Origin of the sequence: Streptomyces luteolifulvus, from assembly GCF_008806595.1 — a bacterium.
GTDB lineage: Bacteria > Actinomycetota > Actinomycetes > Streptomycetales > Streptomycetaceae > Streptomyces > Streptomyces luteolifulvus.
The window spans coordinates 201573-218845 of the sequence record NZ_VZRB01000009.1 but is presented as its reverse complement, the minus strand read 5'-3'; the positions used below and the strand labels follow the sequence as shown (position 1 = coordinate 218845).

The following is a 17273-nucleotide window of genomic DNA, read 5'->3' as shown; positions in this document are numbered from 1 at the left end:
CCAAGGGGCGGGCGCCCTGCCGGACGCCCGCCCCTCGCCGCCGTACGACTACGGCTGCCGTATGCCCACGGCTACGGTGTGACCTTCTCGATCTTCACGCTGCCGATGCCCGCGACCGAGCCGCGCGCGTTCACCAGCTGGACCTGGCCGAAGAACTCACGGCCCTCCGGCGCGGGGGCCGCGGCGGTGACACTGGCCGCTACGTTCGCCGACTGACCCGTGCCGAGCTTCACCGGCGTCGACTCGTCGACGCTGACGGTGCCGAGGGCCGAGGAGAAGAACACGTCCCGGTAGTCGTACTCCGTGGAGCCGGCCGGGACCGCGTAGCCGACGACCTCGATGGTGTACGTACCGGCGGCCGGGTTGGCCACGGACACGGCCTCCTCCGAGTCACCGTCGGCGGACTGGCCGACCTGCTTGCCGCTCGCGTCGAAGACCGTCAGGTCCAGGTCCGCGGAGGCGTCGGAGGGCTTGCCGATGGCGACGTCGAGGGACTTGGCACCGGCCGGGACCTCGACCGTGGTGGTCTGGGTCTCGCCCTCCTTGATGGACGGACGGGCCGTCTTGGACGAGCCGAGCGGGCCGCCGACCAGCTTGCCGTCGATCGCGGCGAAGCCGTTCGTCACCTTCCAGGAGGCGTCGGCCGGGGTGCCGACCTTGGCCTCGGGCACCGTCACGACCTCCGGGTCGAAGGCCGCGCCGAGGACGGTGACGTCCAGCTTGTACGGGTTGTCGAGCAGCGGCGACGTACGGCGTGACTCGACCTCGATCTCCCAGACGCCGGGCTGCGGGTCCGCGTACGCACGCACGTCGGGCCTGCAGCCGTTGCCGTCGAGGTAGTTGTTGTAGCAGTTCGGGGTCGAGGTGCTGTCGACCGGAACGCCGTACGGGTGGATGGCGATGAACCGGGTCTGGCTCTTGCCCTTCAGCCCGCCGATCGCGACCTCCAGCGACCTGGCGCCCTCGGGCACGGTCACGAAGTACGACTTCGAGCTGTTGCGCTGCACGGTGTTCGACGCCGAGAAGGTGTACTTCAGCGGCGCGGAGACCACGACCGTGGTCAGGATCTGCTTGTCGACGCCCTCGGTCCTCGGGTCGTCGACCTCGAGGATCGCGCTCTTCAGACCGGCCGTGGGCGACTGCGCGGTGACCTTGACGGTGACCGGCTTGTTCAGCCCGAGGCTGATCTCGTCCTTGCCGACGATCCGGAAGGTGCCGGCGGCGTTGTTCTCGAAGTTCAGCTCGTGCCGGATGGCCTTGTCGGCGCCGGACGTACGCGTGACCGTGATCTCGTACGACTTCTTCACGCCGGCCTTGAGGCCGCCCTCACGGTCGTAGAGGCCGGTGCCGAAGCCCGGCGTCTTCAGCGCGTAGTCGATCGCGGTGTCGACCGGCGCCTTGACGGTGTAGTCGTGCGCGGTGGCGCCGTCCTTGATGGCGTCCCAGGCGTCCACGATGTCGATGAGGCCGGCACCCTCGGCATAGGCCTGCACACCGCTGATGTGGTCGGCGGTCGAGGTCAGGGCCGTGCGCAGGGTCGCCGGGGTGAGCTCCATGCCCTTCCGCTTTGCGGCGCTCAGCAGCAGCGCGGACGCGCCCGCGGCCTGCGGGGAGGCCATCGAGGTGCCCTGGAGCATCGAGTAGCCGGCCGGCAGCGAGTAGCCCGCCTCGGCGACCGGGGAGCCCGGCAGCCAGGTCTGCGTGGTGTTGATGGAGGCGCCCGGCGCGGACAGCGTCGGCGTGAAGCCGCCGTCCTCACGCGGACCGCGCGAGGAGAAGGGCAGCATCGCGTAGCTCTTCTCCACCTGCGAGCCGTAGTTGGAGGCCCAGGTCTCCTTGGAGATGGACGCGCCGACCGAGATCACCTTGTCGGCCAGACCCGGGTCGCCGATGGTGTTGGCGCCGGGGCCGGAGTTGCCCGCGGAGATCACGAGCTGGACACCGTAGGTGTCGATCAGACGCGTGTACAGCTCGGCGCGCGCGTTGTTGCCGTCGTTCAGCGCGGGCAGGCCGCCGATCGACATATTGACGATGTCGACACCGCGGTTGACCACGAGGTCGATCATGCCCTCGGTGAGCGCGACGTTGGTGCAGCCGCCGGTCCAGGTGCAGGCCCGGGACGAGACGATCTTCGCGCCCGGGGCCGCGCCGTTCATCCTGCCGCCGAACAGGCTGTTGGCGGCGGTGATGCCGGCGACGTGGGTGCCGTGCTCGGACTCGATGACGCCGATGTTGACGAAGTCGGCCTTCTTGCCGACCCAGTCACCGCCGAACGGGTCCATCGGGACGTCCTTGCGGATCTCCACGACGAACGGCTGGCGCTCGACGACATCGGTCGAGGGGTTGTCGGTGCCGAAATAGCCGATCTGGAAGCCGTCCTTGTACGGCTTCATCGGCTCGTCGTCAGCGAAGTCGTAGTTGTTGTTCAGGTCGACCCGGACCGTCCCGGCGGCCGCGTCGTACAGCACGCCCCAGGTGTCGGTCGTGTCGCCGTCGCGGTTCGCGTCGCCCTTGGCGTCGCCGCCCGTGGTGGCGGACTCGCGGAACAGGCTGATCTGGTACGACCCCGCGGGCGCCGTCCAGGACTTGCCGCCGTAGGTGAACGCCGGGCCCGACACGGACGAGACCATCGGACGCCAGGTCGCGTCGCTGTCCAGGATCGGGTCGGTCGCCGTCACCCAGTCGACGATCTTCCGCTCACCGGTGGTGGTCTTCTGCAGCGCCGGGTGGCCGAGGTCCACACCCGAGTCGAGGATGCCGATGGTGACGCCGCGGCCGTCCGCCTTCGGGTGGTCCTCGACGAAGTCCACGGCACCCGTCTCGAAGGACGGGTTGTACGGGTTCTCGGCCGGGGTCTTCTTGCCGGGCGCGGGGTAGGTCGTCGCGGTGGTGGCGGAGGCGGCGCCCTTCGCGCGGTCGGCGCTCGGCGTCGGGTCGTCCAGCGGGATGTCCTGCCGCAGGTCGATGCCGTGCACGGAGGAGAGCTTCGCGGCGGCGGCGATGGCCGAGTCCGCCTTCGAGGTCGGGACGGTGGCGCGAACGTACCCGAGCTTGTCGTAGGTGCGGCCCACGGAGCCGCCCTTGACGGCGTCCAGCTTCTCGGCGACCTGCTCGGTCTGCCCGGGAGCGGTCGCGACCATCATCGTGACGTTCTTGTCGCCGGCGGCCTTGGCTTCGGCGAGCAGGCCGGCGTCGTCCGAACCGAGCTTGGCGGTCGCGGACTTGGCGCCCGGGTCGGCGGCTCCGCTGTCGTTGCCCGCGGAGAAGGCCATGGGTATCGGCCCCGCGGCGGAGAGCGCGGCCACGAGGCCGGCGGCCACCGCGATCCGGGCCACACGTCTCGCGCCCGTTTCATGGTCACGCTGAGGGGTGAGGGTCATCGGCATCCCTTGTAGGTAAAGGAACGTGCGTCGAGCGACCGGGTCGATCGACCCAGGGTCGCGGGTCGTCCGGTATCCGACCCCGGACGATCGCACAGCCTTACCCAAGAGACAGGTACTTGGGGAGAGTTGACCGAAACGAAATGGATGTATGGGGAAAACCCCCGGTGGGCTTTAGGGGGATGAGTCCCGAAAGGTGAGGAGTGAGGCCCGGGTCAGGTCCTATCGTCCTGGTGTGCGCAAGAAGCTCAGGGTGGCGGCCTACGCCCTATGCGTCCGCGACGGACAGGTCCTGCTCGCCCGCTGGCGCGGTGCCGGCGGTATGCCCGAATGGTCCCTTCCCGGCGGCGGCATGGAGCACGGCGAGGACCCCCACGACACGGTCCTGCGGGAGGTGGAGGAGGAGACCGGCTACCGCATCGAGGCCACCGGTCTGCTCGGCGTGGACTCCCGCCGCCACACCGTCCCCGGCCGCTTCGGCCGCACCGTCGACCACCACGGCGTACGCCTCCTCTACGAGGGCCGGATCACCGGCGGCGAACTGCGCAACGAGATCGGCGGCTCGACGGACATGGCCGACTGGCACGACCTGGCCACCGTTCCCGCCCTGCCGCGGGTACCCCTGGTCGACACGGGCCTGCGCCTGTGGCGTGAACGGCCGCCGGCGGGACGGGCGCCGGACGTCCACAATTAGCACGGTCCGGCTCTGGATGCCGTTCTGCTCCCGCAAGGGGGCAGCACCCGGCCGGGGCGGCGTCCCCGGAGCAGTCGGCGGTGGCCGAGGCCCCTCCGGCGTCCACCCTTCATTACACGCTCGACCCGACGATTGACGTCGGCACCCCCGGACCGCCGTCCAGGAGCCGTGGCGCGGCCGTCGGTTACGTGCTGGTCGCGGTCCTCGCCTTCGTCACTGTCCTCGGCGTCTCGGTGTATCTGTCCGGTGGCAGGGCGGTGAACCCGCCGGGTCGCCAGGTGACCCCGAGCGCACTGCCGAGTCCGTCAGTGAGCCTGCGCCAGGAGACGGGCGGATTCGCGTGGGCGACACCCGGGGGATGGCGACGCGCCGTGCAGAGCGCGGGGGAGGTGCACTACACGTCCCCTGACGGCACCCAGGGACTCGCGGCCTCGTCCGCCGTGCGGAAGGGCAACCTCCTGAAAACCTGGCGCACGTCGGAGGCGAACGCCCATCAGGGCGAGGACTACCGGAGGATCCGACTGGCGGAGACGACATTCCGGGGCAATCCGGCTGTTGTGTGGGAGTACACCTTCACGCTGAAGGGCGTCCAGTGGCACGCCCGTCTGCTCGGCTTCACCGTGGACCGTATGACGTACCAGATCAACACCTGGTACCAGCAGAAGGCCGCCGCCGAGGCGGTCAGGATCTACAACGGGACGAAGGCCGGATTCACGGTGACCGCACAGCCGGGCACCGAGAGTCCGCCCAGTCCCCTGGACATCGCATCGAGCGGTGTGGACTAGCGCCCCCTACCCGCGAACATGAACGCGGCGTAACCACCCCCGGACTGCCCGGAGAGCGGTCCATGGCGGGGCAGGGGGAGCGGAGATCCACGTACGGTGATCGGCGCTGCGCGTTGCCGTCTCGTTTACGTGCAGGTCATTCCCGGTGCCAACGATCCAGTACGAGCGGGAAGTTCGCGGCAGTGATGTGCGGCGACCGAACCGCGGCCACTGCCGACGCAGTTCGTACTCGGGGAGATCGCGCCATGTCGCGCACACGCTCTGTCGCCAGCTCCGTGCTGGGGGTCAACCGCCGTTCCGTCCTCGCCGCCACCGCCGCCGTGTCCGTCTCAGCGGGCGTCGGATACGCCCTGCGGCCCACCGACAGCCAGGCCGCGACACCGTCCGCGGGGGAGGCCCCCGTGGCCCAATCGCGCAGGGCGCCGGCCGCGCCGCTCGCCCCGTACACCCGCGGCACCACGCTCGCCTCCGTCGCCGCCCCGCGTACGAGCACCGGTTACCGGCGCCTCGGCGACGGTGCCGGCTGGAGCCGCAAGGTCCGCGCCGAACTGGCCGCGCCCAAGTCCGGCCGCGCCGGCCGCCGCACCGCGCTCGCCGCGTTCGTGCAGCTGACCGACCTGCACATCATGGACACCCAGCACCCGATGCGTCTGGAGTACCTGCGCTCCACGGACGTACACGCCTGGCGGCCGCACGAGGCGCTCAGCGTGCCCGGCGCGATCTCGCTGGTGGAGCGGGTCAACGCGCTGCTGGGCGCCCCCGTCACCGGTGCCCCGCTCCACTTCGCCATGACCACCGGCGACAACACGGACAACAACGCCAAGACCGAGCTCGAGTGGTTCCTCAAGGTCATGAGCGGCGGCCGGATCACCCCCAACTCCGGGGACCCGCGCCACTACGAGGGCGTCCAGAACAGCGGCATCAAGCAGTTCTGGAACCCCGACTCCGCCCTCCGCGACGCCGACAAGCAGCGCGGTTTCCCGCGTCTGCAGGGCTTCCTCGCGGCCGCCGTCCGTGAGCTGAACAGCCCCGGCCTCAACCTGCCCTGGTACTCCACGGTCGGCAACCACGACGCCATGCCGCTCGGCTGCTACGGCCACGGCGACTCCTGGCTCGCCGAATACGCCGTCGGCGGCAAGAAGCTGATGAGCCTGTCCGCGGCGGAGGCCAAGAAGCTCCAGACCGCCATCAAGAACGCCTCGGACCCCAAGGGCATCGCGTTCCGGGACCTGCTCAAGGCCCACACCCGCGACATGCGTTCGGTCACGCCCGACGAGCGGCGCGCCCCCTACACCCCCGCCGAGTACATCAAGGCCCACCTCGACCCGGCGTACCGGGGCGTGGGCCCGGTCGGCCACGGCTACTCCACCGCCAACCTCGCCGCCGGCACCCAGTACTACACCTTCCGCATCGCCGACGACGTCATCGGCATCAGCCTCGACACCACCGACCCCGGCGGCCACTACGAAGGCTCCATCGGCACCGCCCAGTTGAGGTGGCTGGACCGGACCCTGCGGGACAACAAGGACTCGCACGCCGTCGTCTTCAGCCACCACACCAGCAAGACGATGGACAACACCCGCCCGGACCCGGCCCGCCCCGGCGAGCGCCGGCACAACGGCGACGAGGTCCTCGCCGTGCTCGGCCGGCACCCCCATGTCGTCGCCTGGGTGAACGGCCACATCCACCGCAATGACATCACCCCGCACCCGGGCGCGTCCGGCCGCTCCTTCTGGGAGATCTCCACCGCCTCCCACGTCGACCACCCGCAGCTCGCCCGCGTCATCGAGCTGGTGGACAACAAGGACGGCACACTGTCGATCTTCACCACGCTCGTGGAGTCCTCTGCCCCGCACCGCACGGACTTCGCCGACCTCTCCCAGACCGGCCTGGCCGCCCTCTACCGCGAGATCTCCTTCAACGCCCCGGGCGCCCGCACGGACCTCGCGGGCGACGCGGGGGACCGCAATACGGAACTGCTCCTGAAGAAGGGCTGAAAGCCGCGGCGGCCCGCCGACGCTAGCGGGGCAGGACGACGACATATGCGGCCGGGTCACGGTCGCAGGACGCCATCAGCGCCGTACGGACCACCGTCGCCTGCTGTTCCATGGTGTCGCGGAGCTTTCGCGGTGTGATGTGGACGACCGTGATACCCAGCCGCTCCAGATGCTCGCGCTTGCGGGCGTACTCCGACGTCACGGCGTCGTCCTCCTGCCGGTCGCCCGAGCGGGGGGTGCGGGTGTCCAGTTCGAGGGCCACCGCGTGCTCCGGCCAGTACGCGTCCAGGCCGCCGAGGTGCGGGCCTCCGGGCAGGCGCAGGTCCACGTTCCAGACCGGGTCCGGCAGACCGTGCTCGCGCACCATCCGGTACAGACGGTCCTCCGCGAGGGCGCGGCTCTCGGCCAGCAGGGAATCCACCGCGTCCACGACATGGGGGTGGCTCAGCAGCTTCGCCTGCGCCAACTCCCGTACCACTGCCGCGGGTTCACAGTGCCCCGCGCGTACGGCCTCGGTCAGCAGGCCGCGTACGGCGTCCGCGTCCCCCGGTTCGGCCACCGCGTCGGCCAGGGCGCGCGGGACCGGGGCCACCGGCAGACCGGTGACCTGCTCCGGGACGGGCAGATCGGCCGCACGGATGATGTGCGCGCAGCCGGTCGAGCGCAGGCGGCGCAGCCGGGGGACGAGGACGTCGATCCGGTCCAGGGCGAGCAGGGACGGGGCAGAGTCGAAGCCGTGGAGGGCGAGGGCGGCCAGGCCCGTGATCATCGTCTCCGGGTACACCGGGCGGCGCGGTCCCTGTGCGCCCGGCTGGGCCGGCACGCCGGCCGTCCGCTCCCGCGCCGCGTAGATCAGCACCGCGTGCAGCCGCTCCTCGCTGGTCGGCGGCCCGGGGTGGAGCAGGAAGACCCCCGGCAGCAGCTGCTGCCAGGGGCCGCCGGGGCGGCAGTGCTCGGTCGTCTCGGCGGCCGAGACCCCCTCGGAGCGGAGCCGGGCCGTCGTCGTCACCCGGCGGTACACCTCGGAGAGGTGGTGGAGGGGGCGGGGGGAGAGCGGGGTGTTGGGGTTCATGACCCGCAGATTCCCGCGTCCGATCCGCCCTTTAACCGCTGTTACACGCCTGTCGACAAACCTGGACAAGCCTGCGCTAAAGGACGGGTGTTCGGATGCCGAAAACCCCTGGTCCGTTCGGGGGTTACGGCGCCGCATGCCCTGATTCCGTAACCGATCCGGTCGTCCCATTGGTAGATGAACGGGTCCACCGCGGATTCTGCGGTCGCCGCGCGTGCGTCGCCGCGACCGCTCGTGTCCGCCGGGACCATGTCCCAGAGGTCCGGGACCATGTCCCGGACCTCCGGCGGGACAGCTCAGGCCCGCCCGGCCCGGCCGCATCGCGCCGTCGGACTCGTTCGCCGGCTCCCCCCGCTCCGCGTCAGGCCGGCTTCCCCGCGCCCGCCGCCGCATCGCGGGCCTGGCCGCGCAGGGAGCGGGCCAGGTCGTCGCGGGACTCCAGGATCAGGCGGCGCAGCGCGGGGGGCGCGTCCGCGTGGGCCGTGAGCCAGGCGTCCGTCGCGTCCAGCGTCGCCTGCGAGTCCTGAAGGGACGGGAACAGGCCCTGGACGATGTGCATCGCGATCTGGATCGACCGTTCGGCCCACACCCGCTCGATCACCGCGAAGTACTTCTCCGCGTACGGCGCGAGCAGCTCCCGCTGGGACGGCCGGCCGAAGCCGGCGAGAGTCGCCTCGACCAGGGCGTTGGAGAGCGCGTCCGACTCCACCACCTGCGCCCAGGCCTGCGCCTTCACCGCCGCCGACGGGCGGGCCGCGAGACAGCGGACCTGGTGGCGCTTGCCGGACGCCGTGTCGTCACGGGCGAGTTCGGCCGCGAGCACGGCCTCGTCGGCGACGCCGTGGGAGGCCAGCGGCTCCAGGAACGCCCAGCGCAGCTCCTGGTCGACCTCCAGCCCCTCGATCTTCTCCGTGCCCTCCAGCAGGTCCCGCAGCAGCCGCAGATCGGCCGGGTCCGAGGCCGTGGTCGCGAAGAAGCGCGCCCACGCCAGCTGGTGCTCGCTGCCCGGAGCGGCCTCGCGCAGCTCCCGCAGCGCACCCTGCGCCAGCAGCCGCCCGCCCGTCTCCCGCCAGTCCGCGGCCACGTAGTTGACCAGCGCGGAGTTCGCCCACGCGTGCAGCATCTGCAGCACACCGATCTCCGACTCGCGCCCGGCGCACCGCAGCACCAGGTCCACGAAGTCCCGCGCCGGGAGCAGTGCGTCCCGGGTGAGGTTCCACAGTGCCGACCAGCACAGCGCCCGCGCGAGCGGGTCGGTGATGTCACCCAGGTGACCCCGCAGGGTCTCCAGCGAGGTCTCGTCGAAGCGGATCTTGCAGTACGTCAGGTCGTCGTCGTTGACAAGAACCAGCTCGGGCGCCTCGGCACCGGCCAGTTCCGGAACGACCGTGCGCGGACCGTCGACGTCCACCTCCGCCCGCGCGTACCGCACCACGCGGTCGTCCTCCCGCCGGTACAGCCCCACGGCCACCCGGTGCGGGCGCAGCTCCGGGTGGGACTCGGCGGCCTCCTGAAGCACCGCCAGCTCGGCGATCCGGCCCTCCGTGTCCAGCAGCACCTGGGGGGTGAGGGAGTTGACCCCGGCCGTCTGCAGCCACGCCCGCGCCCACGTCGCCATGTCGCGGCCGCTGGTCTCCTCAAGGACCGACAGCAGATCACCCAGCCGGGTGTTGCCGTACGCGTTCCGCTTGAAGTAGCGCCGCGCGCCCTCCAGGAACGCGTCCTGGCCGACGTACGCGACGAGCTGCTTCAGTACGGAAGCGCCCTTCGCGTAGGTGATGCCGTCGAAGTTGAGCTTGGCGTCCTGGAGGTCGCGGATGTCGGCCGTGATCGGGTGCGTGGAGGGCAGCTGGTCCGCGCGGTACGCCCATGCCTTGCGGCGGTTGGCGAAGGTGATCCAGCCGTTCTCGAAGCGGGTGGCGCCGACCAGGGAGAACGCGCCCATGAAGTCGGCGAAGGACTCCTTGAGCCACAGGTCGTCCCACCACTCCATGGTGACGAGGTCGCCGAACCACATATGGGCCATCTCGTGCAGGACGACGTTCGCCCGGCCCTCGTACGACGCCTGCGTGACCTTCCCGCGGAAGATGAACTCCTCCCGGAAGGTCACCAGGCCCGGGTTCTCCATCGCGCCGAGGTTGTACTCGGGCACGAACGCCTGGTCGTACTTCCCGAAGGGGTACGGGTAGTCGAAGTGGTCGTGGAAGAAGTCCAGGCCCTGCTTGGTGACGAGGAAGACGTCGTCGGCGTCGAAGTGGGGCGCGAGGCCCTTGCGGCACAGGGCGCCGAGCGGGATCTCCAGGCGGGTGCCGTCCTCGAAGGTCCGCTCGTAGGAGTCGGTGACGTAGTGGTACGGGCCCGCCACCACGCAGGTGATGTAGGTGGAGATGGGCTTGGTCTCCGCGAACCGCCACACCCCGTCGGTGAGTTCACCGGTCCCGTTGCTCCAGACCGTCCAGCCCTCCGGGGCGCGTACCTCGAAGCGGAAGGGGGCCTTGAGGTCGGGCTGCTCGAAGCCCGCGAAGACGCGGCGGGAGTCGGCGGGCTCGTACTGGGTGTAGAGGTAGACCTCGCCGTCCTCGGGGTCGACGAAGCGGTGCATGCCCTCACCGGTGCGGGAGTAGGCGCACTGGGCGTCGACGGTCAGCTCGTTCTCGGCGGCCAGGTCCTCCAGGGCGACCCGGGAGCCGTCGAAGACCTCGCTCGGGTCGAGGTCCTTGCCGTTGAGCGAGACGGCGGTCACGCTCGGCGCGATCAGGTCCGCGAAGCTCGACGCGCCCGGCTCGTTGCAGCGGAAGCGGATCGTGGTGACCGAGCGGAAGGTGCGCGGATCGCCGTCCCCGGCGTCGACGGCGGACCTGAGGTCCAGGGACACGTCGTACCCGTCGACGGACAGCAGGGCGGCCCGCTCCCGGGCCTCGTCGCGGGACAGATTCTCACCGGGCACGGGTGCACTCCCTCGTGGTCGCGTGCAAGGACGGCTTGCCGATGACGGCTGAACAGGACCGATCCTGCCATGTGCGCCTGACAGGGGGCACCAGGGAATGGCCGGGTGGACCTGGACGTTCTCACCGGAATACGGGTAAGCGTTCCTCTTGAGGAGAGACATGTCGGAGAAGACCCCCGTCGACTTCTGGTTCGACCCGGTGTGCCCCTGGGCCTGGATGACCTCCCGCTGGGTTCTGGAGGTGGAGAAGGTCCGCGACATCGAGGTCCGCTGGCATGTGATGAGCCTGTCGGTGCTCAACGAGGGCAGGCTGGACGAGCTGCCGGAGGCCTACGCCGAGAACATGCGGCCCGGCGGCAAGACCTGGTGGCCGGTCCGGGTGGTGATCGCGGCCCAGCAGCTGCACGGCGACGATGTGGTCGGCAGGCTCTACACCGCGCTCGGCACCCGCTTCCACAACGAGGGCCTCGGGGTGAACCGCGACAGCATCGCCGCCGCACTCGCCGACGCGGATCTGCCCGCAGACCTGATCGAGTACGGCGACAAGGACACCTACGACGCCGAGCTGCGCGCCTCCCACAAGGAGGGCATCGACAAGGTCGGCCAGGAGGTCGGTACCCCGGTCATCTCCGTCCCCGGCCCCGCCGGCGAGGAGATCGCCTTCTTCGGCCCGGTCGTCACGCCCGCCCCCAAGGGCGAGGAGGCGGCCCGACTCTGGGACGGCACCCTCGCGGTCGCCTCCGTCCCCGGCTTCTACGAGATCAAGCGGACCCGGACCAAGGGGCCGGACTTCAGCAACCTCTGAGAGCCTGTGTGACACAGGCTCTGAGCCGTCCGCCGGGTCACTCCAGGGCGGGGATGCGGAACTCCTCCGGCAGGCTCGCCCCGTCGGCCTTCTTGTACCAGCGCTGGAACCGCAGACAACCGACGGCGGTGCAGCGCCAGTAGTCGTGCACGTAGTCCCCTGCCACGAGTCCCCTGATGGCCGCCTTCTCGCCGGCCGTCAGGGGACGGAAGTCCTGCATGCCGCCGCAGTTGCGGCAGTCCAGGTACTTGGTCACGCATTCCTCCGCTCAGCCCGGCATCCTGCCGCGGGCCCCGGCCAGTTTCTGCAGGTGCTCCTGGTATCCCTTCGCGTAGTACGCGGCCCGACCGGCGTCCGGTTCGACGACCGCCGTCGGCTGTGTCCAGGCCGACGTCTCCAGCGCGACTCCGTAGCGCTCGGCCGCCGCGAGCACCGCGCCCCGTGCGCCCACCTCGCCCTCGACGACCCTGAGCGGCCGTCCGAGCACATCGGCGAGCAGCCGCATCCAGGCGGGGCTGCGGGTGCCGCCGCCGCAGACGGCGAGGGAGCCCGTCAGGCCGGCCGCCTCCAGACAGTGGCGGGCCGCGTAGCCGATGCCCTCGCACACCCCGCGCACCAGGTCGGCCCGTGTCGACTCCAGGGAGATGCCGGTGAGTTCGGCGCGCAGTCCGGGCGCCACGAAGGGGGCGCGCTCGCCCGAGGGCGCGAAGTACGGCAGCACACGCACCCCGTGCGCGCCCGGCGGGGTCGCGTCGAGCAGACCGTCCACCTCCTCGTGCGGGACGCCCGTCGTCGACAGCACCCAGTCCAGCGCGGCCGTGCCGACCATGGCGGGCATGGCGCGCAGCCAGTGGCCGGGCCGGTCGGTGGAGATGTACAGGCCGGCCGGCTCGCCGGACAGGTCGAGGTCGGTGGTCGCGACGAGGGCGGCCAGACAGGTGCCGACGATGAGGAGCCCGTCGCCCGCGGCGGTGACCCCCGCGCCGAGCGCGCAGGCCGGCAGATCGTAGGGGCCGTTCGAGAGCCGGGTGCCGGGCGGCAGGCCCTCACCGCGCGCCGGTGCGGTGGCCAGGCGGTCGTGGACGGGGGCGAACAGTCCGCGGCGGTGGGTCAGGCCCAGCAGCTCCACCACGCCGTTGTCGTACGTCCTCGTCCTCGGGTCGAGAAACGGCATCGACGCGTCCGAGACATCCGTCGCCGCCGGTGCGCCCGTCAGACGCCGGAACACCATGTCCTTGCAGTAGAGCGCCGTGGCCGCCGCGTCGAGCGACTGCGGCTCATGGCTGTCCAGCCAGGCGAGGAGCGGGCCCGGGCAGCCCGGGAACATGGTGCTCCCGGTGCGGCGGAACACCGTTTCGACGGTGCCGTCCGCCAGCCACTGGTCGAGCAGTTCGTGCGCCCGGCCGTCCATCCAGGAGACCGCCGAGCGCACCGGCCGGCCCTCCCGGTCCACCAGCCACACCCCGTCGCCCTGCCCGGTCAGCCCGGCCAGCTCGACCGGCTCCGCCCTCCGCGAGGTCAGCTCGTCGAGAACGGCGACGACGGAGCCGTACACCTCCTCCATGTCCTGCTCGGCGAACCCGCCGTGCAGGGCGAGGCCCACCGGGCGGGCAGCGACCGCCAGTTCGCGGCCCGTACCGTCGAAGGCCGCGGCCTTCACCACGGACGTGCCCACGTCGATCCCGACGTACATGCCGGCCTCCTCAGGTCTTCGATCCGCAGGGCCCGTACGCAGTCAACAGAGGGTGGAACGGTAGAAGTCGGGCGTCAATCCCTCGCACAGGCGAATCCTTCGGGGCAGAGTGATCCGGACAGAGGGCAGTGCACGGCCCGGGCGCGGCGTGCGGGAGGTGCGGATGGCGGACGAGCACGGGGGCGGGGACATGGCCTGGCTGGGGATCGACCTGGGCACGCAGAGCGTCCGTGCGCTGCTCGTCGGCGGGGACGGCGAGGTCCTCGGTTCCGGAACGGTGCCCCTGGCCGGGCGCCGCGACGCGGTGCGGCACGAGCAGGACCCGGGCGCCTGGTGGGAGGCGGTACGTGGGGCGTCCAGGGCCGCGCTCGCCGGCCGGCCGCCCGTCCCGATCGGCGGCCTCGCGGTGTGCGGCACGTCCGGAACGGTGCTGCTCACCGACGGCTTCGGCCGTCCGCTGACCCCGGCGCTGATGTACGACGACGGGCGCGCGTCGGCCCACACGGCACGGCTCAGGTCGGCGGGCCTGCGGGTGCAGGACAGCTGGGGGCTGCCGAAGGCGCTGTGGCTCCTCGACGCGTATGGACCCGGGCGGATCGCCCACCAGCCCGACGTGATCACCGCACGTCTCGTCGGCAGACCCGTGCCGGCCGACTCCAGCCATGCCCTGAAGACGGCGTACGACCTTGAGCGCGACGCCTGGCCGGAGTCCGTCCCCGGTCTGCCCGGGGACGTGCTGCCCGATGTCGTACCACCCGGCACCCGTCTCGGCGAGGTCTGCCGGGCCGCCGCGGAAGCCACCGGCATCCCGGCCGGCACGCCCGTCGTCGCCGGGATGACCGACGGCTGCGCGGCGCAGATCGCCGCCGGAGCGCTGCGGCCCGGCGCCTGGAACTCCGTGCTCGGTACGACCCTGGTGCTCAAGGGGGCCTCCTCGGCGCCCGTCCGGGACGCGGGCGGCGTGGTCTACAACCATCGTTCCCCGGACGGGACCTGGCTGCCCGGCGGGGCGTCCAGCGTGGGCGCGGGCGCGCTCACGGCGGCCTTCGCCGGGGCCGACCCGGCCGCGATGGACGCACGGGCGGCCGCGTTCGAGCCGTCCGGCGCGGTCGCCTACCCGCTGGTGTCGCGGGGCGAGCGGTTCCCGTTCCTGGCCCCGGACGCCTGCGCCTTCGTCCTCGGCGAGCCGGCCTCCGACGCCGACCGGTGGGCCGCGCTGCTCCAGGGCGTCGGTCTCACCGAGCGCCTCTGCCACGACTACCTGCACCACCTGGGCGCCTCGACGGCCGGGCCGCTCACCTTCACCGGGGGCGGCGCCCGCAGCGCGTACTGGAACCAGCTGCGCGCCGACATCCTCGGCCGCCCGGCCCGCGTACCGCAACAGACCGAACCGGCCCTGGGCATGGCGGCGCTGGCCGCCTACGGCACGGGCACGGCACCGACCCTCGCGGACGCCGCCGAGCGCATGGTCCACATCCGCACGCTCATCGAACCCCGCCCCGGCCGAACGGCACTGTTCGCCGAGCCGTACGCCCGCCTCGTCGGCGAGCTGGAGCAGCGCGGCTGGCTCCCGGAAGCGGTCGCGGCGCACGCGCGTGGTCGGCTGGACCGGGATACTGCCGGTTCATGAGTACGACCCTGCTGCTGGCCCGCCATGGGCAGACCGTCTGGCACGCCGAGAACAGATACGCCGGGGTCAGCGACGTCCCCCTCACCGACACCGGCCGCGCCCAGGCCGAGGCCCTCGGCCGCTGGGCCGCCGCTCACCCCGTGGATGCGATCTGGACCTCCCCGGTGTCCCGGGCCGTCGTCACCGCGGAGCCCGCCTGCCGCGTTCTCGGGCTCACCCCGCACCGCGAACCCGGCCTGCGGGAATGCGACTTCGGGGTGGTGGAGGGCCGTACGCTCGCCGAGTTCGCCGCCGAGGACCCCGAGCGGGCCGCCGCCTTCCGCGCCGACCCTGTGGCCCACCCCTTCCCCGCTGCCGAGGACCCGCTGGCCGCGGCTGCCCGGGGCACGGACGCCCTGCGCCGCATCGCGGCCGTCCACCCCGGCGAACGGGTCCTGGTCGTCGCCCACAACACCCTGCTCCGCCTGGTGCTGTGCACACTCCTGTCCGTCCCGCCGAGTGAATACCGCCGCGTGTTCCCGCAGCTGCGCAACGCGGCCGTAAGCGAACTCCGTATGGAGGGACGGTCGGCCGGGCTCGTCTCGCTCAATGTTCCTTGCGAGGCGGGCGAGTTCTAGGACGGGGGAGGCCCCGCGAGTCACGTCCTCGCGGGGCCTCCCCTTTACTCCGCCTGCCCGGTGAACGGTGAGAAGACGATCACGAGGCAGGACGTCTCAGGGAGCGAGCAGCAACACGTCCGTACGGGACTTCGCGGCCGCGTAACGCCTCGCCACGTCCTGCCAGTCGACCACCTGCCACATCGCCTCGATGAAGTCGACCTTCTGGTTCCGGTACTGGAGGTAGAACGCGTGCTCCCACGCGTCGAAGACCAGGATCGGGGTGGCGCCCTGGCCGACGTTGCCCTGATGGTCGTAGACCTGCTCGACGATCAGCCGCCCGCTCAGCGGCTCGTGGGCGAGGACGCCCCACCCGGAGCCCTGCGTGGTCGCGGCGGCCTTGGAGAGCTGCGCCCTGAACGCGGCGAATGAGCCGAAGGACTCGGCGATCGCGTCCGCGAGCTCGCCCAGGCCGTCCGCCGCGAGCGGCTCGCCGCCGCCGTCGCCGCTCATGTTGTGCCAATAGACCGAGTGCAGGATGTGCCCGGACAGATGGAAGGCCAGGTTCTTCTCCAGGCCGTTGACCGAGCCCCACTGCTCCTTGTCCCGCGCCTCCGCGAGCTGCTCCAGGGTGTCGTTGGCCCCCTTCACATACGCCGCGTGGTGCTTGTCGTGGTGCAGTTCGATGATCTCGGGGCTGATCACGGGCGCGAGCGCTGCGTAGTCGTACGGCAGTTCAGGAAGCGTGTAGACGGGCATGCAGGTCCCCTCCGACCTCTTATTGCAAGCAACTTGCAACTACACATTAGCAACAAGAAGACTCGCGCGTGCGCAAGGAGCGGTTTTGGCGGGAACCTACAGAGGCGCTCTTCCGCGCCGTCATGCGCTGCACCACCCCACCTCCGTGACCGGTGTCACGCCAAACCCGGTGTCACACCCACCCTTTGTGGAGAGTCCACCAAGCCCGCGTTCCACCCTTTGTCCGCGCCGACGATGATCGGCCCGAGCACGCCGGGATAGCGTCGCCGTGTCCCTACGTGTCACACGAACCCGCGGAGTCCCCATGAGCACCGCTGTCGCCGCCCCCGCCCGCACCGGGCAAGTCCTTGCCGACCTGATCCCCGCCTCCCGTGTCCGGGACGTCGCGCTCGTGCTCGGCGGTGCCGTGCTCACCGGCCTCGCCGCCCAGCTCTCCGTGCCCGTGCCGGGCTCCCCGGTGCCCGTGACCGGCCAGACCTTCGCCGCGCTGCTCGTCGGCACGACGCTCGGCGCCGGCCGCGGCTTCCTGTCGCTCGCCCTGTACGCGCTGGCCGGTGTCGCCGGTGTGCCGTGGTTCGCCGGCGGGACCTCCGGTGCCGCGGCCGTCTCCTTCGGCTACATCCTCGGCATGGTCCTCGCCTCCGCCGCCGTCGGCGCCCTGGCCCGCCGCGGCGCCGACCGCTCGGTGCTGCGCACGGCGGGCGCGATGCTGCTGGGCGAGGCGATCATCTACGCCGTCGGCGTCCCCTACCTGGCCTTCGCCGCCGGTATGTCCGCGAGCGCCGCGATCGCGGCCGGCCTCACCCCGTTCCTGATCGGCGACGCCCTGAAGGCGGCCCTGGCAATGGGCCTGCTGCCCACGGCCTGGAAGCTCGTCAGGAAGTGACCTCGTAGTCCGCGAGGTTGTGGTCGTGA

At 71.5% G+C, this 17273-nt stretch carries 13 protein-coding genes; 7 read left to right on the top strand and 6 right to left on the bottom strand.

Annotated elements, in window-relative coordinates; translation table 11 throughout:
- Positions 1-71 precede the first annotated feature (71 nt).
- On the bottom strand, positions 72-3380 hold the full coding sequence (locus tag F7R91_RS16075; RefSeq protein ID WP_150949287.1) for a S8 family serine peptidase: 3309 nt from the start codon (positions 3378-3380) through the stop codon (positions 72-74).
- Positions 3381-3615: 235 nt separating this feature from the next.
- On the opposite strand from F7R91_RS16075, the gene F7R91_RS16070 reads away from it, so the two are divergent.
- The 3 genes from F7R91_RS16070 (at position 3616) to F7R91_RS16060 (ending at position 6856) form a co-directional block, all read left to right on the top strand.
- Complete coding sequence (locus F7R91_RS16070) at positions 3616-4074, top strand: NUDIX hydrolase (RefSeq protein WP_150949285.1); 459 nt, start codon at positions 3616-3618, stop codon at positions 4072-4074.
- A gap of 80 nt (positions 4075-4154) precedes the next feature.
- A complete protein-coding gene (locus tag F7R91_RS42745) occupies positions 4155-4859 on the top strand; it encodes a hypothetical protein (RefSeq protein WP_225320670.1) in 705 nt (234 codons plus the stop codon).
- Between the two features lie 245 nt (positions 4860-5104).
- A complete protein-coding gene (locus F7R91_RS16060; protein WP_150949283.1) occupies positions 5105-6856 on the top strand; it encodes a TIGR03767 family metallophosphoesterase in 1752 nt (583 codons plus the stop codon).
- Positions 6857-6878: 22 nt separating this feature from the next.
- On the opposite strand, the gene F7R91_RS16055 is transcribed toward F7R91_RS16060, so the two are convergent.
- Together F7R91_RS16055 and pepN are read right to left on the bottom strand one after the other, a co-directional pair.
- Positions 6879-7928 (bottom strand): hypothetical protein, encoded by a 1050-nt coding sequence (locus F7R91_RS16055; RefSeq protein WP_150949280.1) that lies wholly within the window; start codon positions 7926-7928, stop codon positions 6879-6881.
- 361 nt (positions 7929-8289) lie between these two features.
- Positions 8290-10875: an aminopeptidase N gene (pepN, locus tag F7R91_RS16050; RefSeq protein ID WP_150949278.1), complete on the bottom strand. Its 2586-nt coding sequence runs from the start codon at positions 10873-10875 to the stop codon at positions 8290-8292.
- A gap of 160 nt (positions 10876-11035) precedes the next feature.
- On the opposite strand from pepN, the gene F7R91_RS16045 reads away from it, so the two are divergent.
- Positions 11036-11680: a DsbA family protein gene (locus tag F7R91_RS16045; RefSeq protein WP_150949274.1), complete on the top strand. Its 645-nt coding sequence runs from the start codon at positions 11036-11038 to the stop codon at positions 11678-11680.
- Positions 11681-11717: 37 nt separating this feature from the next.
- Here F7R91_RS16045 and F7R91_RS16040 read toward each other — a convergent pair whose 3' ends face one another.
- Together F7R91_RS16040 and F7R91_RS16035 are read right to left on the bottom strand one after the other, a co-directional pair.
- Positions 11718-11936 (bottom strand): hypothetical protein, encoded by a 219-nt coding sequence (locus F7R91_RS16040; RefSeq protein ID WP_225320669.1) that lies wholly within the window; start codon positions 11934-11936, stop codon positions 11718-11720.
- 12 nt (positions 11937-11948) lie between these two features.
- Positions 11949-13373, bottom strand: coding sequence for an FGGY-family carbohydrate kinase (locus F7R91_RS16035; protein WP_150949272.1), 1425 nt, complete (start codon positions 13371-13373; stop codon positions 11949-11951).
- A 163-nt stretch (positions 13374-13536) separates the two neighbouring features.
- Between F7R91_RS16035 and F7R91_RS16030 the strand changes: the two genes are divergently transcribed.
- Together F7R91_RS16030 and F7R91_RS16025 are read left to right on the top strand one after the other, a co-directional pair.
- Complete coding sequence (locus tag F7R91_RS16030) at positions 13537-15003, top strand: FGGY-family carbohydrate kinase (protein WP_150949269.1); 1467 nt, start codon at positions 13537-13539, stop codon at positions 15001-15003.
- On the top strand, positions 15000-15620 hold the full coding sequence (locus F7R91_RS16025) for a histidine phosphatase family protein (RefSeq protein ID WP_150949266.1): 621 nt from the start codon (positions 15000-15002) through the stop codon (positions 15618-15620). The genes F7R91_RS16030 and F7R91_RS16025 overlap by 4 nt, the downstream gene beginning before the upstream one ends.
- Positions 15621-15716: 96 nt before the next feature.
- Here the strand turns inward: F7R91_RS16025 and F7R91_RS16020 are convergent, their stop codons facing one another.
- Positions 15717-16358, bottom strand: coding sequence for a superoxide dismutase (locus F7R91_RS16020; protein WP_150949263.1), 642 nt, complete (start codon positions 16356-16358; stop codon positions 15717-15719).
- A 304-nt stretch (positions 16359-16662) separates the two neighbouring features.
- Here F7R91_RS16020 and F7R91_RS16015 point away from each other — a divergent pair, with 304 nt between their 5' ends.
- Positions 16663-17244 (top strand): biotin transporter BioY, encoded by a 582-nt coding sequence (locus tag F7R91_RS16015; protein WP_150949260.1) that lies wholly within the window; start codon positions 16663-16665, stop codon positions 17242-17244.
- Positions 17245-17273: the final 29 nt, after the last annotated feature.